Raw genomic sequence first — 23,657 nt, 5'->3', positions numbered from 1 at the left:
CGATAGCCTTGCAACGCGGCATTAAATGAGCGTTTTCCTTGCCTGTCACCGTCTCAGCGTCCGTTTGTCAGGATGCGAGCACCTTCAAAAAAACGGTTTTCTAAACCAAATCCTAACAACAACACACTTTCGTGACACTAAAATTGCAGCTAAACGACATCGCAATTACATTGTAGTACCTAAAAAATATACAGTTAGCCAGCGAAGCACCTGGCGTCATGAGGATATGCTGTTGTCTGAATTCATGTCTCTTATCCTTTTTCTGGCTTCTGTCGGCGTTTACGCCTGGAAAGCTGGCCGTCACACCTGGTGGTTTATCGCCACGCTGGTGGTGCTCGGCATTTTTATTATTTTAAACATTACCTTATACGCCAGCGATTACTTTACCGGTGACGGGATTAACGATGCGGTGCTCTACACCCTGACGAACAGCCTGACGGGCGCAGGCATAGGTAAGTATATTCTTCCAGGGCTGGGCCTGATTGTGGCGCTGGTGGTCGTTTTTGGCGCACTGGCCTGGGTACTGCGGCGACGTCGCCATCATCCGCACCATCATGGTTACAGCCTGCTGGCGCTTTTTCTGGCACTGGCCTCAGTCGACGCCAGTCCCGCATTCCATCAGATCGCCGAGCTGGTAAAGTCCCAGTCGCGCGACGGCGATCCAGATTTCGTGGCCTACTACAAAGAGCCGTCGAAAACGATCGACAGCCCGAAACTCAACCTGGTCTATATCTACGGCGAAAGTCTGGAGCGCACGTACTTTGATGACAACGCGTTCCCGAACCTGACACCAGAGCTGGGCGCGTTGAAAAACGAAGGTCTTGATTTCAGCCACACCATGCAGCTGCCCGGCACGGATTACACTATCGCCGGAATGGTTGCCTCGCAGTGTGGCATCCCACTGTTTGCACCTTTTGAAGGGAACGCCTCAGCCTCGATGTCGACGTTCTTCCCGCAGAATGTTTGCCTGGGCGATATCCTGAAAAACTCCGGCTACGAAAACTATTTTGTCCAGGGGGCGAACCTGCGCTTTGCCGGAAAAGATGTGTTCCTGAAGTCCCACGGTTTTGACCACCTGTATGGCTCAGAAGAGTTAAAAACGACAGTTGCCGATCCAAACTACCGCAACGACTGGGGCTTCTACGACGATACGGTGCTGGACGAAACCTGGAAGAAATTCGAAGAACTTTCCCGCTCGGGTAAGCGCTTCTCCCTCTTTGCTCTGACCGTGGATACGCACCACCCGGACGGATTTGTCTCACGCACCTGTAAACGCAGAAGCTATGATGTCGGCGGCAAAAACAACAAATCTTTCAGCGCCGTCACCTGTAGCCAGGAGCATATCGCCGCACTGGTCGAGAAAATCAAAACCTCGCCGTATTTTAAAAATACCGTCATCGTCGTTTCGTCTGACCACCTGGCGATGAAAAACAGCGCATGGGATCAACTCAACAAGCAGGATCGCAGCAATCTGTTCTTCGTGCTTCGCGGCGACCAGCCGCAACAGGAGGTGATTGCCACCAAACGCAACTCAATGGATAACGGCGCGACCGTGCTGGACATTCTGGGCGGAGACAACTTTATTGGTCTGGGCCGCAGCACGTTGTCGGGGCAATCCCTGTCTGAAGTCTTCCTCAACATGAAGGAAAAAATCTTCGCGTGGAAGCCAGACATCATCCGCCTGTGGAACTTCCCGAAAGAGATGAAAGACTTCACCATCGATCAAAATAAAAACACGATTGCCTTCTCGGGCAGCAACTTCCGTCTGCCGCTGCTGGTGCGTGTATCGGATAATCGCGTCGAACCGCTGCCGGAAAGTGAGTACTCCGCCCCGCTGCGTTTCCAGTTGGCTGACTTTGCCCCTCGCGATAACTTCGTCTGGGTCGACAAGTGTTACAAAATGGGCCAACTCTGGTCTCAGCCGCTGGCGCTTTCTACCGACTGGTGCGTCTCTCAGGGACAGCTTGGCGGAGAGCAAACCGTGCAGCATGTGGATAAACCCCAGTGGAAAGGCAAAACCGCGTTTAAAGACACGGTGATTGATACCGCACGCTATCAGCGCAACGTCGACATGCTGAAAATCGTCGATAACGATATTCGCTACAAGGCGGACAGCTTTATCTTTAACGTGGCCGGCGCGCCGGAAGAGGTGAAACAGTTTAGTGGCATCTCACGTCCGGAGTCCTGGGGACGCTGGTCAAATGCGCAGCTGGGCAACGAGGTGAAAATTGAGTACACCCATCCCCTGCCAGAACAATTTGACCTGGTGATCACGGCCAGGGCGTATGGCTCCAATGCAAATAAGCCCGTGCCCGTGCGCGTGGGCGATCAAGAGCAGACGCTAACGCTTGGAAACGAAGTGACCACTCACACGCTTCATTTTGAGAATCCATCCCGCAGCAATACCCTGGTGATTGTGCCGCCAGACCCGCAGTCCACGAATGACGGGAATATCCTCGGCCATTCACCGCGTCAGCTGGGGGTAGGCATGGTCGAAATTAAAATTGTGAGTAATGCAGGCTAATGACCGTCCCCCTTAACATAACCGTTCGGCCAACTCGCTGTGACGAGGTTTTCGCCCTGCCCGCCATTGAACGCGCGGCGGGCGAACGATTTCGACGCTATCCGGAACTCGCCTGGCTTGCCGATGGCGAGGTTATTTCCGCTGAGCAGCACCTTGAGTATGCCGAACGCGGGCAAAGCTGGCTGGCGCTGGCGAACGACCGCCCTGTGGGGTTTATCCTCACCGAAGCACACTCTTCATCGCTGTTTATTGTGGAGCTCTCCGTCGCTCTGGACTGGCAGGGAAAAGGGATTGGCCGGCAGCTCATCGCCTGTGTGGCTGACCATGCCCGTAAGCTAGGGCTGACGTCGCTGACGTTAACGACGTTCCGGGACGTCCCGTGGAATGCGCCGTTCTATGCGCGGTTGGGATTTGAACAAATTGCCGAGCTAACGCCAGAACTGCGTCAGAAAAGAGATGATGAAGCGGCGCATGGCTTAGCGTATGAATCCCGCTGTGCCATGCGCCTGTCACTTAATTAGAACGTTTCCCAGTTATCGCCTGAATCGGCAGTCGCGGTTTTACGCGCCATTACCGGCGTGGAAACCGCTTTAGCCGCAGCGAACTCGCGCGCTTTCATCTGCTCCTGCTGAATGCGGAACACCGCCACAGCCTGAGTCAGACGGCTCGCCTGCTCTTCCAGCGCCGCAGCGGCTGCGGCAGACTCTTCCACCAGCGAGGCGTTCTGCTGGGTCACACGATCCATCTCAGCCACTGCCAGACCCACCTGGTCAATACCGCGGCTCTGTTCGTCAGATGCAGAGGCAATTTCACCCATAATGTCGGTAACGCGAGTGACTGCATTAACGATCTCGCCCATGGTTTCACCGGCGCTTTCTACCAGGGTAGAGCCTACTTCCACACGGCCAACAGAGTCTTCAATCAGGCTCTTAATTTCACGTGCCGCCTGGGCGCTGCGCTGTGCCAGGTTACGAACTTCACCTGCAACCACCGCAAAGCCACGGCCCTGCTCGCCCGCACGCGCCGCTTCTACCGCCGCGTTCAGTGCCAGAATGTTGGTCTGGAAAGCGATGCCGTCAATTACGCTGATAATGTCGGCAATTTTCTGCGAACTTCCGGCGATGTCACGCATGGTTTGCACCACGTTATCCACCACTTTACCGCCTTTCTGCGCCGTTTCAGACGCACTCAGCGCCAGATGGCTTGCCTGACGGGCGTTTTCGGCGTTCTGCTTAACGGTCGCCGTCAGCTGTTCCATACTGGCAGCAGTCTCTTCCAGGGAAGCTGCCTGCTGTTCGGTACGGGAGGAGAGATCGTTATTGCCCATCGCGATTTCGCTTGCACCGCTGTAAATGGCGTTTGCGCCATTACGCACGTCGCCAACGGTACGCACCAGCTCACCCTGCATATGACGCAGCGAGTCGGCCAGTTCACCCATCTCATTTGCGCCTTCGACTTCAATGCGCTTCACCAGATCGCCGCTGGCGATATGGCGAATATTGTCGATCAGACGCGTCAGCGGAGAGATCAATGCCTGCTTAATGCCCAGCCAGACACCCACGATCACCAACAGCACGACAATCAGTACGCTAATCAGTACCCAAATGGCCTGGCTGAAGGAGCTGTTGCTATCTTCGACCGCAATCTGATACAGCTTGTCGTTCTGCTGCAGGTAGTTTACGTACTGCTTCTCAAAACCGTCCTGATAGCTCTGAGTCGGCTGGTCGAAGAAGGCGTTGATTTTGCCTGCACCCAGCAGCTGAATCAGCTCCGCCAGCGCACCGTGATAGATATCGTAGTTACGTTTGATTTCCATCGCTTCTGCGTCACTTTGACGCGAGTCGCGCGGCAGGGCTTCGTACGCAGCCCAGTTTTTTTCCGCCTGTTTCAGAGACACAGATGCAATTTGCATCAAATCGTTAACGGTCGCACCGCTGCCGATATTGCTCTGATCCATCATATAGCGGATGCCCGCACGGTTCAGGGTATTACGGGTTTGCAGCAACGCCACCCAGCTGGCGTTCAGCGTGGATTGTTGCTGGCGAATGGTTTGCAGGACGGTGAAGTTCTCTTTGTCATTCTTCAGAGCGTTAAAGAAAAGACCACCGGATGTGAGTTGTAAAAGGCCAAATATCGCTAAAACCAGCATTAGGCTGGTGACAATCTTGATACGGTTTAACATGTTTTCTCTTTCCATCAGACAGATAACAGAATTTTCGGCCTGGAAAGGGAAAACTTTACGAAAAACGTACTGAGAAGAGGGACTATTTCCCTCCTCTTGTGTTGACGATCACGATGATGATTTCAGCAGCTCAGATATGTCATTGAAAAGTGTGAGGGTTATCTCCAGGCCATTACGGTTTGCGCGCTCACGAGATTGATAGCGCCGCTCTCCCGGCAATCGCGCCCCCTGCTGCGTCATCCCTCTGAAGAGTGTCTCGGCACGAGCCAGATGGGCTGCGGCGTCATTCCCTAAAAAACGCGTCGGGTCGAGCGCCAGAATCAGTTCACCGCCGTAAGGCAGGCCGCCTGCGCCCTCATCCCACGCCAGCGATTCCGCACTGGTCATATCACCGATCAGCGGCCCGGCAAGCAGCTCCACCATCGCCGCCAGCGCCGATCCTTTATGTCCACCGAAGGTCAACATCGCGCCGTCGAGAATAGCCTGTGCATCGGTCGTCGGTTTGCCCTGAGCATCGATCCCCCATCCTTCCGGCACGGGTTTACCCGCGCGCTGATGCAGCTGGATTTCACCCCGCGCCGCCGCACTGGTGGCCATATCAAAAATAAACGGCGGCTTATCGCCGCGCGGCCAGCCAAAAGCAATCGGGTTCGTGCCAAACAGCGGTTGCGTGCCACCCGCAGGGGCGACCCACGCATGGCTCGGCGTGGTCGCCAGCGCCACCAGGCCGGCCTCCGTCAACGGTTCGACGTCAGCAAACAGAGCAGAAAAGTGCACGCAACGGTTAATCGCCAGTGCGGCGATACCACTGTGTCGCGCCTTTTCCATCAGCAGCGGCAGCGCACGTTCGAACGTCAGCAGGGAAAATGCCCCACCAGCGTCCGCTTTTACGATGGCGGGCGCGGTATCGGTGATCACCGGCTCTGCGTCTGGTGACACCTTCCCTTTACGCAGCGTTTCGACAATACCCAGCAACCGCCACAAACCGTGCGAGGCGCAGCCGTCGCGCTCGCCGTGGGTGACGTTTTTCGCCACCGCGGCGGCGTGCGCCTCGCTGAATCCGTTCCCGCGCAGCACGCTAAATGCCAGCGCATAAGCCTCTGTTAATGAGAGGTTTACCATCTCCATGACTGACTCCTCTACTCTTCTTCGTCTCCGGTAAAGTTAGCCTGCGGCAGACAGGTTCGCTCGCCCCAGTAGTAAATACCCAGCGACATCACCGCCACCACCACCGTATCCCATGGATGACCAATCACCCCTGTACCGCCAAAACTGCCCAGCCACGAGAACAGCATAATCAGCGCGTAGAAAGCGATGAGCCACAGGGACGATTTCACCTGCTGTGCCAGACTCACGGTGTGGACAGGCACTTTTGCTTTGCACAGCACGTAGACCACGAACATCACAATCTGCAACCCCAGCAGCCATGACAGCGTCCCCCAGCCAGACCAGAAGACAATCAGGGCTGAAATCACAAACGACACCGGGCCGATAATCCCGAAGGCACGTACGCGGAACGGGCGCGGTAGATCGGGCGCATTACGGCGCAGCCCCGCCGCCGTGACCGGGGCAATGGCATAGCTCAGTACCAGCGCCGCCGACACCACGCTAATCAACTGCTCCCAGGACGGGAACGGCAGCGTCCAGAAGATAGACATGGCGAAAGTCAGCCACAGCGCCGGGCGCGGAATGCCGGACTCTTTATCAATGTGGGTAAACGCCTTAAAGAACGTCCCCGCTTTCGCCCAGCCATAAATCACGCGTGGCGTCGCGTTCATATAGATATTGCCGGTGCCGCTCGGGGAGACAATCGCGTCGCACACCACCATAAATGCCAGCCAGCCCATACCGAGCGTAATGGCGATATCGCGGTACGGCAGCGAGAACTGTTTGCTGATCTCCGCCCAACCGCTGCCGAGCATTTCGGTTGGAATACTGCCAAGAAACGCCAGTTGCAGCAGCACGTAGATAATGGTCGACAGCACCACAGATAAAATCAGCGCAACCGGGATGGTCCGCTGCGGATTTTGCACTTCACTCGCCACAGAGATAATCGGTGTCAGCCCCAGGTAGGCAAAAATAATTCCCCCGGCGCTGATCGCCGCCTCAACGCCTGACATGCCAAACGGCGCAATTCCCTGAACGTGCAGGTTTTCAGGCTTGAAAAAGGTAAACAGGGTGACGACAACCGCCAGCGGCACCAGAAACTTCAAAATACTGATGATGTTGTTGGAGCGGGCGAACGTTTTTACGCTGTAGTAGTTCAGGCCAAAGAAGAAACAGAGCAGTAAAAACTGCACCACCCAGCCCAGCAGCGTCGGGTCGCTTGAGCCTGGTTGCGTCAGCATCGGGAACCAGGCGGCCGCGTACTGGCGCGCGGCAACAATCTCAATGGAGATTAGGCTTGAGAACGCAATCAGCGTAATAAAGCCCAGCAGATATCCCATCAGCTCGCCGTGGGAAAACACCGGATAACGGATGATCCCCCCGGCGCGCGGCAGCGCCGCCCCCAGTTCACAATAGACAATCCCCAGCAGCAGCACGGCAATCCCGCCGATAACCCACGAGGCAATGCCCGCTGGCCCGGCAATGGAGGCCACATGGCTTGCGGCAAACAGCCAGCCGGAGCCGAAGATAGCCCCAAGACCAATAAACGTCAGATCGGTTAACGTGAGCTGCTTTTTAAATTTCCCTGACTCAACAACGCGGGACGATGTTTGATGCGTAGAGTGAATCGTCATGGTCATGCCCTTCAGTCAACAGAGGGGGAAATGGCTTCCCGGGTCCACTGCCCGTTAATCAGGCGCAGCAGGTTCAGAGGGTTAGCATCCTGGACAGCAGGCGGCAGCAGTGTAGCGGGCACATTCTGCAGGCACACCGGACGCAGAAAACGTTCGATGGATCGGCTTCCGACGGAGGTCCCGCGTGAATCGGTGGTGGCAGGCCACGGGCCGCCGTGCACCATCGCATCGCACACTTCCACGCCGGTCGGATACCCGTTGAACAGTACGCGCCCGGCCTTTTCACTCAGGGCAGGCAGCAGGCGTTGTGCCAGCGGGCCGTCATCGGATTCGGCTTGGACCGTTGCCGTCAGCTGGCCCTGGATGGCACGCAGAACGGCCTGCATTTCAGCCTCGTCAGCCACTTCCACCAGCACCGCCAGCGGGCCAAACACCTCATGCTGCAACAGAGGATCCTGCGCCAACAGCAGCGAAACCGGGGCCTGATACAGGCGAGCCTGCGCGCGTCCGCTAACAGAATCATCAGAACCTGCCAGCCGCTGAATCGCGGGATGCGCCTCAAACGCGTGGACACCTTCTTCGTAGTGGGCAAGCGTCGGTGCATTGAGCATGGTCTGCGCCGGAGCCTGATCCACCGCCTCTTTCAGCGCCTGCGTGAAGCGGGTCATGCCTTCGCCACGCAAGGCCAGGATCAGCCCGGGCTTGGTACAAAACTGCCCGCTGCCGAGGGTAAAAGAGGCCACCAGTTCCTTCGCCAAAACCTCTGCCCGGGAGGCTAACGCCTGCGGCAGGATAATCAGCGGGTTAATGGCCGACATCTCCGCAAAGACCGGGATCGGCTGCGGACGCTGCTGCGCAAGCTGCCAGAGCGCCTTACCGCCGCGTAAAGAACCAGTAAACCCGACCGCCTGGATCGCCGGGTGACGCACCAGCTCTGCGCCAATGTCGGTGCCGAAAATCATGTTAAAAACGCCCGCAGGAAGTGCGACTTTCTCCACCGCACGCACAATGGCCTGGGCGGTGAGCTCCGCCGTTGCCATATGCCCCGGATGGGCTTTCACCACCACCGGGCAGCCCGCCGCCAGCGCAGAGGCGGTATCGCCCCCTGCGGTGGAGAAAGCCAGCGGAAAATTGCTGGCACCGAATACTGCAACCGGGCCCAGCGCCGTCAGATACTGGCGCAGATCCGGACGCGGTAGAGGCTGACGCGCAGGGAGTGCGGTATCAATGCGCACGCCGAAAGCATCACCCCGACGCAGCACGCCAGCAAACATGCGCAGCTGATTGCTGGTCCGGGCGCGCTCTCCCTGCAAGCGCGGCAGCGGCAGCGCCGTCTCCTGGTGGGCTATCGCGAAAAAGTCCTCGCCGAGTAAATCCAGCTCGTCGGCGAGAGTTTCGAGAAAGCAGGCGCGTACCTCGGGTGACGTCTGTGAATAGATCGGGAATGCCTGTTCAGCCGCCAGCGCCGCAGTGGCGGCCTCCTCGCGGGAGGCCGGGTAAAAGCGGTATCCGGTGGGTTCACCGTCAGCGGCACGCAGGCCCGGCAGCGTCGCCTCACCGCTTGCCACGCGGCGTCCGGCGATAAACTGCTGGCCTTTTACAGAGAGAGATAAAGTCATCGTCACTCCTTTACTTAAAGGCCGACGTCAGGCAGCTGTGGGCGAGTCGCCAGCGCCTTCTCAACAATCGCCACCACTTCCGCACGGTTTTCCCCTTCCAGCGCCAGGCGCGGCGGTCGGGTCACGGCGCTGCCGCGTCCCAGCAGCTCTTCGCAGAGCTTGATGCACTGCACCAGATCCGGACGCGCATCCAGATGCAGCAGCGGCATAAACCAGCGGTAAAGCGCCATCGCTTCTTCATAGCGCTGCTGTTTTGCCAGGCGGAACAGCGTCTCCCCTTCACGTGGGAACGCGTTCGACATCCCCGAGATCCAGCCTTCTGCCCCCACGGCGATGCTCTCGACCACCACGTCATCCAGCCCGGCAAACAGCACAAAGCGGTCGCCAACGGAATTACGCAGGTCGATAAAGCGGCGGGTATCCCCGGAAGAGTCTTTAAAGCAGACGATGTTGTCGCAGTCGGCGAGCGTCGCCAGGATGTCCGGCGTCACGTCGTTTTTGTAGATTGGCGGGTTGTTGTAAACCATGATTGGCAGGTCAGTGGCGGTTGCCACGCTGCGGAAGTGGGCTGCGGTTTCATGCGGTTTTGACGAGTACACCAGCGCAGGCATCACCATAATACCGTCAACGCCCACGCGCTCGGCCTCTTTCGCCATCTTCTGCGCAAAGGCGGTAGTAAATTCGGCGACACCGGCGATAACCGGGATCTGACCACCCGCCGCGTCTTTCGCCACTTCGATAATTTGCAGCTTTTCCTGCGTGGTCAGAGAGGTGTTCTCGCCCACGCTGCCGCACACTACCAGGCCGGAAACACCATCCTTGACCAGGTTTTTCATCACCGTATGGGTGGCATCCAGGTCGAGAGAGTAATCGCTGCGAAACTGGGTGCTGACTGCCGGGAATACACCGCTCCAGTGAATGGCTTTCTTGCTCATGTTCGGTTCCTTGTCGTCAATTTGTTAAGTCAAAGTGAATGAATGGTGAATATTCACTGACAGATTGACGTTTCAGGCGTCCGACGGCTTGGTGGTTTTCCTCCTCTTTGATGACGAAATTAGCACAGTGCGTTTGTCTTACCCGGCCAGCGTGACGCGAAAATCACGCGGCGTAGAGCCGGTCATGGCCTTGAACTGGCGGCTAAAGGCGCTGTGATCGGTATAGCCACATTGCAGGGCAATATCGGTAATCGGCGTATCGCCCGCCAGCAGCTCGGTCGCTTTTTCCAGACGGACTTTGTGGATCATCTGACGCGGGGTGAGGTGAAAAATGCGCTTACAATAGCGTTCAATTTGCGCCACCGACATACCGCTCAACGCAGTCAGTTCCTCCATGGCGATCGGCCGGTGGTAATGCTTGCGGATATGATCGTCGACGATCGCCAGCCGCTGCCACGCCGGGTGTCGCGCCTGCGCTTCCTGTAGGTCATGCGAAATGCCCGCCATGCCGATCACCTGGCCCTGCGCATCCCGCAACGCCAGTTTCTGGGTCAGACACCAGCCGCGCTCACGGCCGTTATAGAGATGCATCTCCAGCTGATCGCGCAGCGTCACCCCTTCGCGCAGCACCCGCATATCCTGCTCGGTATAGCCCTGTCCCAGCGCGGAAGGGAAAACATCGGCAGAGGTTTTCCCCAGCAGCGAAGCTACCGTCTTAAATCCGCAGCGACGCGCCAGGGTCATATTGACCATCAGATAGCGCGCCTGCACGTCTTTGACAAAAAACACCACATTAGGAATGGCATTGAGCAGCGGCGCAATCAACGCCATCGCATGAAGCAAGGTCTGGATATTGTCCGGACGCTGACGCGCCAACCCTTCACAAATCTGGCTCAGTTCAGTCACTTCCAGTGCTGGCGAGGGTGCCAGCGCATCATCAATCACACAGGACATAACGCTTCCTCCCGATCAGTGAGCTGGATCTTTATTAACTTTTCGTTAACTCATCAAGCGCCCTTACCGCGTTTTGCGATCCTGCCACAGGTTTATGATTTACCCCTTTTCATCCACTGGCGCAGTCACCTTTTTTGGTTTACCACACCACCAACAGAATGATTAATAAGAAATAAATATGCTTTTCACTTAAGAGTGAAACCGGTCACTGTGCTGATTTCGTCATTTCTGGTGACGAAAGCGATCAAGCAGGAATCCCGGCCTTACGCCAGCATTTAGCAACAAGGTGTTAACTTTCCGGAGATCCCATGACAGTGCAGCACAGCGAACTGAGAGTAATTGACTCCCACACTGGCGGCGAACCGACCCGCCTGGTCATCGACGGTTTTCCGGATCTGGGCGCAGGAAACATGGCCGAGCGCCGGGACCGCTTCGCCCGCGACTACGACGACTGGCGCAAAGCCATCATTCTTGAGCCGCGCGGCAACGATGTCCTGGTCGGCGCTCTGCTCTGTGAACCGGTGTCGCCTAAGGCCACGGCGGGGGTCATCTTCTTCAACAACAGCGGTTTTCTGAACATGTGCGGTCACGGGACGATCGGGCTTGTCGCCTCGCTGGCCTGGCTTGGCCGCATTCAGCCCGGCAAACATCTGATTGAAACCCCGGTGGGTGATGTGACCGCCACGCTGCACGACGATGGCAGCGTTTCGGTAGAAAACGTCCCGGCGTATCGCTGGCGCAAACAGGTGCAGGTTGAAACCGCTCACGGTACGGTCACGGGCGATATCGCCTGGGGCGGAAACTGGTTCTTCCTCGTCAACGATCATCCTTTTGCAGTGACGCCGGACAAGATCCCCCAGTTAACGGAGTATGCCTGGGCGATCCGGGAAGGATTAGAACGTGCCGGTATTCGTGGCAAACATGACGGTATCATCGATCATATTGAGCTCTTCGCGGAGGATGACCGCGCAGACAGCCGCAGCTTTGTGCTCTGCCCGGGAAAAGCCTGGGATCGCTCACCCTGCGGCACCGGCACCAGCGCCAAGCTGGCCTGTCTGGCAGAAGACGGCAAACTGAGTCCGGGAGAAACCTGGCGGCAGGCGAGCATCATCGGCAGCGAATTTACCGCCCATTTCGTGCCGCATGGCAACAAGATCATCCCGACGATCCGTGGTGAGGCATGGGTCTGCGGCGATAACCGGTTGATCCTCAATCCTGACGATCCGTTCCGCTGGGGGATTACGTTGTGACCGACACCGACGTCATTGTCATTGGTGCCGGGATCATCGGTGCCGCCTGTGCCTGGCAACTGGCAAAGCGCGGTCAGCGGGTCACGCTGATCGACGACGGTAACGCGGGCGCAACGGCGGCAGGGATGGGACATCTGGTGTGCATGGATGACGACCCCGCCGAGCTTACCCTTTCAGCCTGGTCTCTGGCACGCTGGAGGGAACTGACGCCCCGGATGCCGGAAAGCTGCGCCTGGCGCGGGTGTGGCACGCTGTGGCTGGCGGAAACGCCGCAGGAGCTTGAACTAGCAGAAGAAAAGCAACGGCGGATGGCGCAACACCAGGTCGCCAGCGACATGCAGACCCGCGACCAGCTTGCCGCGCGTGAACCCCTGCTCACCTCCCGGCTCAGCGGCGGGCTGTGGGTGCCCGGAGACGGGATTGTCTACGCGCCGAACGTCGCCCGCTGGTTAATTGATGATGCCGATGTCACGCATCTTCGTGACCGCGCCCTCGCAGTCGATGCCCCCTACGTCACCCTGCACAGCGGCAAACGCCTGCGCGCGCGCGCCATCGTCATCGCCTGCGGTCTGGGGGCCAACACGCTGCTTGGCGAAAACTGGCTACGGGCGAAAAAAGGCCAACTGGCGATCACCGATCGCTACGCCCCGTTGCTCAGCCACCAGCTGGTAGAGCTGGGATACGGTGCCAGCGCCCATGCGGGCGGCACCTCGGTGGCGTTTAACGTCCAGCCGCGTCCCACCGGGCAGCTGCTGATTGGTTCTTCCCGCCAGTTCGACAATACCGACCGCGAGCTGGATTTACCGCTTCTGGCCACCATGCTGGCGCGCGCGCGCCATTTTCTCCCCTCTCTGGATAACCTCAATATCATTCGCTGCTGGAGCGGCTTTCGCGCCGCGTCGGCAGACGGCAACCCGCTCATCGGCCCGCATCCTGCCCGGCCGGGTATCTGGCTGGCACTGGGGCATGAAGGGCTGGGCGTCACCACCGCCCCCGCAACCGCCGAACTGCTCTGCGCGCAAATCCTCGGCGAGCGTCCCCCCGTTTCACCGGATGCCTGGCTCCCCGCGCGGCTGCAAAAACAGGAGGCCATTGCATGACGATCCTGAAGCTGATTATCGAAGGCAAACCCTGCGACGTTCCTGCTGGCATCAGCATCGCAGCGGCGCTGGAACTCACGGGTAGCGGCGTGACGCGACGTTCGGTCAGCGGTGAGCTGCGCGCCCCCTTCTGCGGCATGGGCGTTTGCCAGGAGTGTCGCGTCACGGTGAATGGACGACGGGTGCTGGCCTGCCAGACGGAATGCCAGCCCGACATGGTGATTGAAAGGAGCCAACATGCGAACGTTTGAGTGCGAGATCCTTGTCCTCGGTGCCGGGCCAGCCGGGCTTTCGGCTGCACTGGCCGCTGCACGCTGTGGAAAATCGGTGATGGTGCTTGACGACAACCCGCGCCCTGGGGGGCAAATCTGGCGTGATGGCCCGCAGGTTTCGTTGCCCTCGCGCGCCTTACGCCTGCGTCAGGCAGTGGCGGAACAGCCGGGCATTACGCTGCTGAACGGTGCCCGGTTGATTGCCCGCCCTGAATCGCATTGCGTTGTTTTTGAAACCGCAGACAGTTGCGGCGAGATCCGCTGGCAGCGGTTAATTATATGCAGCGGCGCACGGGAACTCTCCCTGCCATTTTCTGGCTGGACGCTTCCCGGCGTAACGGGAGCTGGTGGGCTACAGGCACAGATTAAACATGGCCTGCCGCTCAACGGCGAGCGGGTCGTCATTGCTGGCAGCGGGCCACTGCTGCTGGCAGTCGCCGGTACGGTGAAACGCGCAGGCGGAAATATCGTCGCCATCATCGAACAGGCACCAGTGAGCGCGCTGGCCCGTTTCGCGGCAGGGCTCTGGCGCTGGCCAGAAAAACTGCTCCAGCTCGGCGAGCTTTTTCCGGCCCACTATCACCCGGCAAGCCAGGTCACCCATGCCCGTGGGGAGACACATCTTCATTCTGTGACCGTGCGTCACGGGGAGAAAACACGTGAGATAGCGTGCGACAGACTGGCTATCGGCTATGGGCTGGTGCCCAATATTGAACCAGGTCTTCTCTTCGGCTGCACAACCGAAAATCAGGCTATCCGGGTCGATGCTTCTCAACGCACCAGCGTGCAGGATATCTATGCTGCGGGGGAGTGCACCGGTTTTGGCGGCAGCGAACTGGCGCTGGCAGAAGGGGAAATTGCGGGTTATAGCGCGGCGGATAACCCCGGGAAAGCAGAAAAGGCCATCACAACCCGCGCACGCTGGCAGCGTTTTGCCCGGGCGCTTCATACCACCTTCGCCTTACCGGAATCATTAAAAGACGTTATCACTGCCGACACCCTGCTCTGCCGCTGCGAAGATGTGCGCTGCGGCGATGTGCAAAATGCCGAAAGCTGGCAGGCGGCGAAGCTCGCCTCGCGCTGCGGAATGGGCGCGTGTCAGGGGAAAACCTGCGCCACCAGCGCCCGCTGGCTGTACGGCTGGCCGCTGCCGCAACCGCGCGAACCGCTTTCTCCCGCGCGTATCGACACGCTGATCCACCTGGCAAAACCTGAGGGCTGAGTTACTCCTCTTCCCCGCGTTCGGCAATATGGCGATTGCCGAGCGCGATGAACTCTTCCAGTAGCGCCGTTAGCTGTTTCATTTTCTCCGGCGTGTATTCCGCTTCAATCTGCTGATAGGCCTCTTCCACCTGCGCCTGGGCGTGCTCGTACAGCGCGTTGCCCTCTTTAGTCAGCGACACGTACAGCTTGCGCTGGTCGTTCACCGGCTTTAAGCGCAGCACCAGCCCGTCGCGCTCCATGCGCGTCAGAATGCCCGTCAGGCTCGGGCGCAAAATGCAGGTCCGAAACGCGAGATCGTGGAAATCCATCGACGGATGTTCAGCCAGCACGCGCACAATCCGCCACTGCTGTTCGGTCAGGTTATGCCGCTTCACAATCGGGCGGAAGTAAGACATCGCCGCTTCCCGCGCCTGCAACAGCGCGATGGTTAATGAATCATGCATAGCCTCTCCCCACCAGTCATTAACAAGTAAACAATTACACAAAAGATGTTTTTATAAACAACTCGTTTTACGTCAAAAAGTCTAACAGAAACAACACAATTTTATTAACCACATGATAAATAAATATTTAATTATCTATATGTAAATTTATTGTTATTCATATCACAAATTTTTCACTTCTGATTGCGAAACGAACAGCAAAAGCATAAAACCAGATCATTAATATATTAACGAAATCACAACCCGGACTTTCAGGGTGAGGAGTAGTCAATGAAAGGTACTGTTTTTGCCGTCGCATTGAACCATCAAAGCCAGCGTGATGCCTGGCGTGACGCGTTTGAAAAGGCCCCCTACACCACGCCGCCAAAAACGGCGGTGTGGTTTATCAAACCGCATAACACCGTGATCCGCGCAGGCGAGCCCATTCCGTTCCCACAAGGGGAAACGGTGTTAAGCGGTGCGACGGTAGCACTGGTCGTGGGCAAAGCTGCCAGCAAGGTGCGCGTGGAAGACGCGGCGGCATACATCGCGGGATATGCGTTAGCCAATGAAGTGAGCCTGCCGGAAGAGAGTTTTTATCGCCCGGCGATCAAAGCCAAATGCCGTGACGGTTTTTGTCCTCTGGGTGAGCTTGTCGCCGTTGATAACGTCGATAACCTGACCATCATCACGGAGATCAACGGCCGCGAAGCTGACCACTGGAACACGGCCGATTTGCAGCGCAATGCCGCCGAACTGCTCAGCGCCCTGAGCGAATTCGCCACCCTCAATCCCGGTGATGCCATTCTGCTCGGTACTCCGCATTCCCGCGTCTCCCTGCAGCCCGGCGATCGCGTGCGCATTCTGGCGAAAGGTTTTCCCCCGCTGGAAAACCCGGTGGTGGATGAACACGACGTAGCCATCGCACACGGCCCGCACCCGCATGCCACGCTGTTTGCCCTGGGGTTGAACTACGCCGATCACGCCAGCGAACTGGACTTCAAACCGCCCACCGAGCCGCTGGTGTTTATCAAAGCGCCGAACACCTTTAACGGTGATAACCAGACGTCGGTACGTCCGGACAACGTTGAGTACATGCACTACGAGGCGGAGCTGGTGGTGGTTATCGGCAAAACCGCCCGCAAGGTGAGTGAAGCCGACGCGATGGACTACGTGGCGGGCTATACGGTGTGCAACGACTACGCCATCCGCGACTACCTCGAAAACTACTATCGCCCGAATCTGCGCGTCAAAAGCCGCGACGGGCTGACCCCGATTTCCCCCAACATCGTGCCAAAAGCGGCCATTCCCGACCCGCACAACCTGGCTCTGCGCACCTTCGTTAACGGCGAATTACGCCAGGAAGGGACCACGGCAGACCTGATCTTCAGCATCCCGTTCCTGATTGCGTACCTGAGCGAATTTATGACCCTGCAGCCGGGCGACATGATTGCCACCGGCACGCCGAAAGGGCTTTCCGACGTGGTGCCGGGTGACGAAGTGGTGGTGGAAGTAGAAGGTGTGGGCCGCCTGGTGAACCGAATTGTCAGAGAGGAGACGACAAAATGAAAAAGATAAACCATTGGATCAACGGTAAAAACGTGGTGGGAAGTGACTACTTCCACACTACCAACCCGGCCTCCGGCGAGGTACTGGCAGAAGTCGCTTCCGGTGGCGAAGCCGAAATACATCAGGCTGTTGCGGCGGCAAAAGAGGCATTCCCGAAATGGGCTAACCTGCCGATGAAAGAGCGCGCGCGCCTGATGCGTCGTCTGGGCGATCTGATCGACCAGAACGTGCCCGAGATCGCCGCCATGGAGACCGCCGACACCGGCCTGCCGATCCACCAGACCAAAAACGTGCTGATCCCACGCGCCTCGCACAACTTCGAGTTTTTCGCCGAAGTGTGCCAGCAGATGAACGGCAAAACCTACCCGGTCGACGACAAGATGCTGAACTACACCCTGGTGCAGCCGGTGGGCGTCTGCGCGCTGGTGTCGCCGTGGAACGTGCCGTTTATGACCGCCACCTGGAAGGTTGCGCCGTGCCTCGCGCTGGGCAATACCGCAGTGCTGAAGATGTCTGAGCTCTCCCCGCTGACGGCCGACCGTCTGGGTGAGCTGGCGCTGGAAGCAGGTATTCCAACTGGCGTGCTGAACGTGGTGCAGGGCTACGGTGCCACAGCAGGCGATGCGCTGGTGCGTCATCACGACGTGCGCGCCGTGTCATTCACCGGCGGTACGGCTACCGGGCGCAACATCATGAAAAACGCCGGGCTGAAGAAATATTCCATGGAGTTGGGCGGCAAATCCCCGGTGCTGATTTTTGAAGATGCCGACATTGAGCGCGCCCTGGATGCCGCCCTGTTCACCATCTTCTCCATTAACGGCGAGCGCTGCACCGCCGGCTCACGCATCTTCATTCAGCAGAGCATCTACCCGGAATTCGTCAAACGCTTCGCCGAACGCGCCAACCGCCTGCGCGTGGGCGACCCGACCGATCCGAACACCCAGATTGGCGCGCTCATCAGCCAGCAGCACTGGGAGAAAGTCTCCGGCTACATCCGTCTCGGTATTGAAGAAGGCGCGACCCTGCTGGCGGGCGGGCCGGATAAACCGACCGATCTGCCTGCGCATCTGAGAGGCGGCAACTTCCTGCGCCCAACCGTGCTGGCGGATGTCGATAACCGCATGCGCGTGGCACAGGAGGAGATCTTCGGGCCGGTGGCGTGCCTGCTGCCGTTTAAAGACGAAGCGGAAGGTCTGCGCCTGGCCAACGACGTGGAGTACGGTCTGGCGTCGTACATCTGGACCCAGGACGTGAGCAAAGTGCTGCGCCTGGCGCGCAATATCGAAGCGGGCATGGTGTTTGTGAACACTCAGAACGTGCGCGACCTGCGCCAGCCGTTTGGCGGTGTGAAGTCCTCCGGCACCGGCCGCGAGGGCGGCGAGTACAGCTTCGAAGTGTTTGCGGAGATGAAGAACGTCTGCATCTCTATGGGCGACCATCCGATTCCAAAATGGGGAGTCTGATATGGGCAAGTTAGCGTTAGCGGCAAAAATTACCCACGTTCCGTCGATGTACCTTTCTGAGCTGCCGGGGAAAAACCACGGCTGCCGTCAGTCGGCCATCGACGGACACAAAGAGATCAGCAAGCGCTGCCGCGAGCTGGGCGTCGATACCATTATTGTTTTCGACACCCACTGGCTGGTGAACAGCGCGTACCACATTAACTGTGCGGACCATTTTTCCGGCATCTACACCAGCAATGAACTGCCGCACTTTATCCGCGACATGACCTACGACTACGACGGTAACCCTGAGCTCGGCCAGTTGATCGCCGACGAAGCGGTGAAGCTTGGGGTGCGTGCCAAAGCGCACAACATCCCGAGCCTGAAGCTGGAGTACGGCACGCTGGTGCCGATGCGCTACATGAATAGCGACAAGCACTTCAAAGTGATCTCCATTTCAGCGTTCTGCACCGTTCACGACTTCGCCGACAGCCGCAAGCTCGGCGAAGCCATCGTCAGCGCGATTGAGAAATACGACGGCACGGTCGCGGTGCTGGCCAGCGGGTCGCTGTCGCACCGATTTATTGACGACCAGCGCGCGGAAGAAGGGATGAACAGCTACACCCGCGAGTTCGACCGCCAGATGGACGAGCGCGTGGTGAAGCTGTGGCGCGAAGGCCAGTTCAAAGAGTTTTGCAGCATGCTGCCGGAGTACGCCGACTACTGCTACGGCGAGGGCAATATGCACGACACGGTGATGCTGCTGGGGATGCTCGGCTGGGACAACTACGACGGCAAGGTGGAGTTTCTCACCGAGCTGTTTGCCAGCTCCGGCACCGGCCAGGTCAACGCTGTTTTCCCCCTGCCCGCGTAAGGAGCCACCATGCCGCATTTTATCGCTGAATGTACTGACAATATCCGCGAGCAGGCCGACCTGCCGGGATTGTTCGCCAAAGTGAACGAGGCGCTGGCCGCCACGGGTATCTTCCCGCTCGGGGGTATCCGCAGCCGCGCACACTGGCTGGACACCTGGCAGATGGCCGACGGTAAGCATGATTACGCCTTTGTGCACATGACCTTGAAAATCGGTGCCGGGCGAAGCCTGGAGAGCCGTGAGGCCGTGGGTGAGATGCTGTTTGAGCTTATCAAAACGCATTTCGCGGATCTGATGGCGGCTCGCTATCTGGCGCTGTCGTTTGAGATCGACGAGCTTCACCCGACGCTCAATTACAAACAAAACAACGTGCACGCGTTGTTTAAATAATACCGGCACGGCCCTAACCCTCTCCCTCCGGGAGAGGGTTAGGGTGAGGGGAAATCACTGCGGCCTGATGCCCTCACCCCGGCCCTCTCCCACGGGGAGAGGGAGAAAACAAACATAAAACAGGATACGCCATGCTCGATAAACACACCCATACCCTGATCGCCCATCGTCTGCACCAGGCGGAGCAATCCCGCGAGCAGATCCGCCAGATCTCGCTGGACTACCCGACGATCACCATCGACGACGCCTACGCCGTGCAACGCGAATGGGTCAGCCTGAAAATCGCCGAAGGCCGCGTGCTGAAAGGGCACAAGATCGGCCTGACCTCCAAAGCGATGCAGGCCAGCTCGCAGATCAGCGAACCGGATTACGGCGCGCTGCTGGACGACATGTTCTTCCACGACGGCAGCGACATCCCCGTCGATCGCTTTATCGTTCCGCGCATCGAAGTGGAGCTGGCCTTCGTGCTGGCCAAACCGCTACGCGGCCCAAACTGCACGATCTTCGACGTCTACAACGCTACGGATTACGTGATCCCGGCGCTGGAGCTGATCGACGCCCGCTGCCACAACATCGATCCCGACACCCAACGCCCGCGCAAAGTGTTCGACACTATCTCCGACAACGCCGCCAACGCAGGCGTGATCCTCGGTGGGCGCCCGATTAAACCCGACGAGCTGGATCTGCGTTGGATCTCCGCCCTGCTCTATCGCAACGGCGTGATCGAAGAGACCGGCGTCGCAGCAGGCGTGCTGAACCATCCGGCGAACGGCGTGGCGTGGCTGGCGAACAAACTGGCACCGTACGACGTGCAGCTTGAACCGGGGCAAATCATCCTCGGCGGTTCGTTTACCCGCCCGGTGCCCGCCAGCAAGGGCGATACCTTCCATGTCGACTACGGCAACATGGGCTCCATCAGTTGCCGCTTCGTCTAGGAGACAACCATGCAAAACGCATTCAAAGCGGCGCTGAAAGCCGGAACGCCGCAAATTGGGTTATGGCTGGGGCTGACCAGCAGCTACAGCGCCGAACTGCTGGCAGGCGCGGGCTTCGACTGGCTGCTGATCGACGGTGAACACGCACCAAACAATGTGCAAACCGTCTTAACGCAGCTACAGGCAATTGCGCCTTACGCCAGCCAGCCGGTCGTGCGCCCGTCGTGGAACGACCCGGTGCAGATCAAACAGCTGCTCGACGTGGGCGCGCAAACCCTGTTGGTACCAATGGTACAAAACGCCGATGAAGCCCGGCTGGCGGTAAGCGCTACCCGTTATCCCCCTGCGGGTATTCGCGGTGTGGGCAGTGCGCTGGCCCGTGCGTCGCGCTGGAACCGTATCCCGGATTACCTGCAACAGGCGAACGATGCCATGTGCGTACTGGTGCAAATCGAAACCCGCGAGGCGCTAAAAAATCTGCCGCAGATCCTGGACGTGGAAGGGGTCGACGGGGTGTTTATCGGCCCGGCGGATCTCAGTGCCGACATGGGTTTTGCGGGTAATCCGCAGCACCCGGACGTACAGGCCGCTATCGAACAGGCCATTGCCCAGATACGCGACGCAGGTAAAGCGCCCGGCATCCTGATGGCGAATGAAGCGCTGGCAAAACGCTACCTCGAACTCGGCGCATTGTTTGTCGCCGTCGGCGTTGATACCACCCTGCTCGCCCGCAGTGCCGAAGCCCTGGCAGCGAGATTTATCGAAAAACCGGTTACGTCAGTTAATAACAATAAATCCGTCTACTAAACGTAAGATCTGGAGCGCACCATGACGACCTCTACCCTGCAAAATAATAAAGCTGTTGAACATCGCGTCATTAACAAACTGTTCCGTCGCTTGATCGTGTTTCTCTTTATCCTGTTTGTCTTCTCGTTTCTCGACCGCATTAACATTGGCTTTGCCGGGCTGACGATGGGCAAAGATCTGGGCCTGACGTCCACCATGTTTGGCCTGGCGGCAACGCTGTTTTACGTCACCTACGTGCTGTGTGGGATCCCGAGCAACATCATGCTGGCAAAGATCGGCGCACGCCGCTGGATCGCCGGGATCATGGTGGTGTGGGGCATTGCCTCGACCTGCACCATGTTCGCCACCAGCCCTGAAACGCTCTACGTCCTGCGTATGCTGGTGGGCATTGCCGAAGCCGGCTTCCTGCCGGGGATCCTGGTCTATCTCACCTGGTGGTTCCCGGCGTATCACCGCGCCCGCGCCAACGCGCTATTTATGATTGCCATGCCAGTGACGATGATGCTCGGCTCGATCCTCTCCGGGTACATTCTGGCGATGGACGGGCTATGGAACCTGAAAGGCTGGCAGTGGCTGTTCCTGCTGGAAGGCCTGCCGTCCGTGGTGCTTGGCGTGGTGACCTGGTTCTTCCTTAACGACACGCCGGATCAGGCCACCTGGCTTGATGATGACGAAAAGCAGGCGCTCAAAACCATGATCGCCCGCGAGCAGGAGCTTGCCGTTGCGCATTCCGTCACGCCACGCTCGACGCTGCGTGAAGTATTGACCCCTGCAGTGCTGCTCTACACCCTGGCCTATTTCTGTCTGACCAACACGCTGAGTGCAATCAACATCTGGACGCCACAGATCCTGCAAAGCTTTAACAGCCACAGCAGCAATATCGTGATCGGCCTGCTGGCGGCGATCCCGCAATTTTGTACCATCCTCGGGATGATCTGGTGGAGCCGCCGCTCCGACAGGCTGAAAGAGCGAAAAAAGCACACCATCCTGCCGTATCTGTTCGCGGCGGCGGGATGGATGCTGGCCTCGGCGACGGATCACAGTCTGATCCAACTACTTGGCATCATCATGGCCTCAACCGGATCGTTTACCGCCATGGCGATATTCTGGACCACGCCGGATCAGGTTATTAGCCTGCAATCCCGCGCGGTGGCACTGGCGGTGATCAATGCCATCGGCAACGTGGGATCTGCCGTCAGCCCGCTGCTGATCGGCATTCTGCGTGATGCGACCGGAAGCTTCAGTTCAGGGCTGTGGTTTGTCGCCGGGCTACTGGTGGTCGGTGCGCTGGTATTAACACGCATCCCGATGACGCACCGGGATCAGCAGAGGAGCGGCCATGTGCCAGAGCCCCATCGCCAACATTGATATCAGCAAGGAGTACGACGAAAGTCTGGGCACCGACGATGTGCACTACCAGTCGTTCGCGCGCATGGCGGCCTTTTTTGGCCGCGACATGCAGGCGCATCGTCACGACCAGTATTTTCAGATGCACTTTCTTGATACCGGGCAGATTGAGCTTCAGCTCGACGATCACCGCTATTCGGTGCAGGCGCCGCTTTTCGTCCTTACGCCACCGTCGGTGCCGCACGCGTTTATCACCGAATCTGACAGCGACGGGCATGTCCTGACGGTGCGTGAGGATCTGATCTGGCCGCTGCTGGAAGTGCTCTACCCCGGCACGCGCGAAACGTTCGGCCTGCCGGGGATCTGCTTGTCCCTGGCCGACAAACCGGATGAACTGGCGGCGCTGAAACACTACTGGCGGCTGATCGAACGCGAATCCACGGAACAGCTGCCCGGACGTGAACATACGCTGGCACTTTTGGCACAGGCGGTGTTCACCCTGCTGCTGCGCAACGCGAAGCTCGACGACCATGCTTCAGGCGGGATGCGCGGCGAGCTCAAACTCTTCCAGCGCTTTACGCAACTGATTGATGCTCACTACCACCAGCACTGGACGGTACCGGAATATGCCAGCGAGCTGCACCTCACCGAATCCCGCCTGACCGATATCTGTCGCCGCTTCGCCAACCGCCCGCCGAAACGGCTGATCTTCGACCGGCAGCTGCGGGAGGCCAGGCGGTTGCTGCTCTTTTCCGACAGCGCGGTCAGTGAGATTGCCTGGCAGTTGGGGTTTAAAGACCCGGCCTATTTTGCCCGCTTTTTTAACCGGTTAGTGGGGTGTTCGCCAAGCGCGTATCGGGCACAGAAAGTACCGGTTTCCCCTGTTCCCCTCACCCCTGCCCTCTCCCAAGGGGAGAGGGAGTAACAGTCCCCTCTCCCTTTGGGAGAGGGTTAGGGTGAGGGAAATCACACTCTGCGATCTCTCGCGAAAAGTACCCGTCGTTGTCCCAATCGTCCCTTCACGTTACGCCTCTCTCACGCTTCAATTAAACAACAAAAACAAAACATAA

21 protein-coding genes are annotated in these 23,657 nt (G+C 58.4%); 14 read left to right on the top strand and 7 right to left on the bottom strand.

What is annotated here, in order from left to right:
• Positions 1 to 232: 232 nt before the first annotated feature.
• Positions 233 to 2,524, top strand: coding sequence for a phosphatidylglycerol--membrane-oligosaccharide glycerophosphotransferase (gene opgB, locus WB237_RS14265; protein ID WP_336214041.1), 2,292 nt, complete (start codon positions 233 to 235; stop codon positions 2,522 to 2,524).
• Positions 2,524 to 3,045, top strand: a complete 522-nt coding sequence (locus tag WB237_RS14260; RefSeq protein ID WP_336214039.1) for a GNAT family N-acetyltransferase — start codon at positions 2,524 to 2,526, stop codon at positions 3,043 to 3,045. Before opgB ends, WB237_RS14260 begins: the two co-directional genes overlap by 1 nt.
• Here the strand turns inward: WB237_RS14260 and tsr are convergent.
• From tsr to WB237_RS14230, 6 genes are all read right to left on the bottom strand, one after another.
• A complete protein-coding gene (gene tsr / locus WB237_RS14255; protein WP_336214037.1) occupies positions 3,042 to 4,706 on the bottom strand; it encodes a methyl-accepting chemotaxis protein in 1,665 nt (554 codons plus the stop codon). The two genes, WB237_RS14260 and tsr, sit on opposite strands and share 4 nt — an antisense overlap.
• A 108-nt stretch (positions 4,707 to 4,814) precedes the next feature.
• Entirely contained in the window at positions 4,815 to 5,834 is a 1,020-nt protein-coding gene (locus tag WB237_RS14250) for an Ldh family oxidoreductase (protein ID WP_336214034.1), read from the bottom strand.
• A gap of 11 nt (positions 5,835 to 5,845) precedes the next feature.
• Positions 5,846 to 7,447 (bottom strand): APC family permease, encoded by a 1,602-nt coding sequence (locus tag WB237_RS14245; protein ID WP_049007401.1) that lies wholly within the window; start codon positions 7,445 to 7,447, stop codon positions 5,846 to 5,848.
• A gap of 11 nt (positions 7,448 to 7,458) precedes the next feature.
• Positions 7,459 to 9,066 (bottom strand): aldehyde dehydrogenase (NADP(+)), encoded by a 1,608-nt coding sequence (locus WB237_RS14240; RefSeq protein WP_336214032.1) that lies wholly within the window; start codon positions 9,064 to 9,066, stop codon positions 7,459 to 7,461.
• A gap of 14 nt (positions 9,067 to 9,080) precedes the next feature.
• Positions 9,081 to 10,001 carry a dihydrodipicolinate synthase family protein gene (locus tag WB237_RS14235; protein ID WP_336214030.1) on the bottom strand — a complete coding sequence of 307 codons (921 nt, stop codon included), beginning with the start codon at positions 9,999 to 10,001 and terminating at the stop codon, positions 9,081 to 9,083.
• Between the two features lie 138 nt (positions 10,002 to 10,139).
• Positions 10,140 to 10,955 (bottom strand): AraC family transcriptional regulator, encoded by an 816-nt coding sequence (locus WB237_RS14230; protein WP_049007404.1) that lies wholly within the window; start codon positions 10,953 to 10,955, stop codon positions 10,140 to 10,142.
• A gap of 308 nt (positions 10,956 to 11,263) precedes the next feature.
• On the opposite strand from WB237_RS14230, the gene WB237_RS14225 reads away from it, so the two are divergent.
• From WB237_RS14225 to WB237_RS14210, 4 genes are read left to right on the top strand one after another with little or no spacing between them, the layout of a single operon-like run.
• Entirely contained in the window at positions 11,264 to 12,205 is a 942-nt protein-coding gene (locus WB237_RS14225) for a 4-hydroxyproline epimerase (RefSeq protein ID WP_336214028.1), read from the top strand.
• Entirely contained in the window at positions 12,202 to 13,305 is a 1,104-nt protein-coding gene (locus WB237_RS14220) for an NAD(P)/FAD-dependent oxidoreductase (protein ID WP_336214025.1), read from the top strand. Before WB237_RS14225 ends, WB237_RS14220 begins: the two co-directional genes overlap by 4 nt.
• Positions 13,302 to 13,556 carry a (2Fe-2S)-binding protein gene (locus tag WB237_RS14215; protein WP_336214024.1) on the top strand — a complete coding sequence of 85 codons (255 nt, stop codon included), beginning with the start codon at positions 13,302 to 13,304 and terminating at the stop codon, positions 13,554 to 13,556. The genes WB237_RS14220 and WB237_RS14215 overlap by 4 nt, the downstream gene beginning before the upstream one ends.
• Positions 13,543 to 14,799, top strand: a complete 1,257-nt coding sequence (locus tag WB237_RS14210) for an FAD/NAD(P)-binding oxidoreductase (protein ID WP_336214021.1) — start codon at positions 13,543 to 13,545, stop codon at positions 14,797 to 14,799. The genes WB237_RS14215 and WB237_RS14210 overlap by 14 nt, the downstream gene beginning before the upstream one ends.
• A 1-nt stretch (position 14,800) precedes the next feature.
• Here WB237_RS14210 and hpaR read toward each other — a convergent pair whose 3' ends face one another.
• Positions 14,801 to 15,244, bottom strand: coding sequence for a homoprotocatechuate degradation operon regulator HpaR (gene hpaR, locus WB237_RS14205; protein WP_028016562.1), 444 nt, complete (start codon positions 15,242 to 15,244; stop codon positions 14,801 to 14,803).
• Between the two features lie 270 nt (positions 15,245 to 15,514).
• On the opposite strand from hpaR, the gene hpaG reads away from it, so the two are divergent.
• The 8 genes from hpaG to hpaA all read left to right on the top strand — a co-directional run bounded on the left by hpaG (position 15,515) and on the right by hpaA (position 23,512).
• Positions 15,515 to 16,792, top strand: a complete 1,278-nt coding sequence (gene hpaG / locus WB237_RS14200) for a 4-hydroxyphenylacetate degradation bifunctional isomerase/decarboxylase (protein WP_336214018.1) — start codon at positions 15,515 to 15,517, stop codon at positions 16,790 to 16,792.
• The gene (gene hpaE, locus WB237_RS14195) at positions 16,789 to 18,255 is read left to right on the top strand and encodes a 5-carboxymethyl-2-hydroxymuconate semialdehyde dehydrogenase (protein ID WP_336214016.1); all 1,467 of its coding nucleotides are present in this window, start codon (positions 16,789 to 16,791) and stop codon (positions 18,253 to 18,255) included. The genes hpaG and hpaE overlap by 4 nt, the downstream gene beginning before the upstream one ends.
• A 1-nt stretch (position 18,256) precedes the next feature.
• The gene (hpaD, locus tag WB237_RS14190) at positions 18,257 to 19,108 is read left to right on the top strand and encodes a 3,4-dihydroxyphenylacetate 2,3-dioxygenase (protein WP_316942183.1); all 852 of its coding nucleotides are present in this window, start codon (positions 18,257 to 18,259) and stop codon (positions 19,106 to 19,108) included.
• Between the two features lie 9 nt (positions 19,109 to 19,117).
• On the top strand, positions 19,118 to 19,498 hold the full coding sequence (locus WB237_RS14185) for a 5-carboxymethyl-2-hydroxymuconate Delta-isomerase (RefSeq protein WP_336214013.1): 381 nt from the start codon (positions 19,118 to 19,120) through the stop codon (positions 19,496 to 19,498).
• A gap of 131 nt (positions 19,499 to 19,629) precedes the next feature.
• Positions 19,630 to 20,433: a 2-oxo-hept-4-ene-1,7-dioate hydratase gene (gene hpaH, locus WB237_RS14180; RefSeq protein ID WP_028016557.1), complete on the top strand. Its 804-nt coding sequence runs from the start codon at positions 19,630 to 19,632 to the stop codon at positions 20,431 to 20,433.
• 9 nt (positions 20,434 to 20,442) lie between these two features.
• Positions 20,443 to 21,240 (top strand): 4-hydroxy-2-oxoheptanedioate aldolase, encoded by a 798-nt coding sequence (gene hpaI, locus WB237_RS14175; protein WP_336214010.1) that lies wholly within the window; start codon positions 20,443 to 20,445, stop codon positions 21,238 to 21,240.
• A gap of 21 nt (positions 21,241 to 21,261) precedes the next feature.
• The gene (gene hpaX / locus WB237_RS14170; RefSeq protein WP_336214008.1) at positions 21,262 to 22,608 is read left to right on the top strand and encodes a 4-hydroxyphenylacetate permease; all 1,347 of its coding nucleotides are present in this window, start codon (positions 21,262 to 21,264) and stop codon (positions 22,606 to 22,608) included.
• Positions 22,580 to 23,512: a 4-hydroxyphenylacetate catabolism regulatory protein HpaA gene (gene hpaA / locus WB237_RS14165; RefSeq protein WP_336214006.1), complete on the top strand. Its 933-nt coding sequence runs from the start codon at positions 22,580 to 22,582 to the stop codon at positions 23,510 to 23,512. Before hpaX ends, hpaA begins: the two co-directional genes overlap by 29 nt.
• Positions 23,513 to 23,657 lie beyond the last annotated feature (145 nt).

It is taken from the genome of Enterobacter sp. P82, assembly GCF_037053385.1.
GTDB lineage: Bacteria > Pseudomonadota > Gammaproteobacteria > Enterobacterales > Enterobacteriaceae > Enterobacter.
This window is presented reverse-complemented; position numbering and strand designations above follow the sequence as displayed.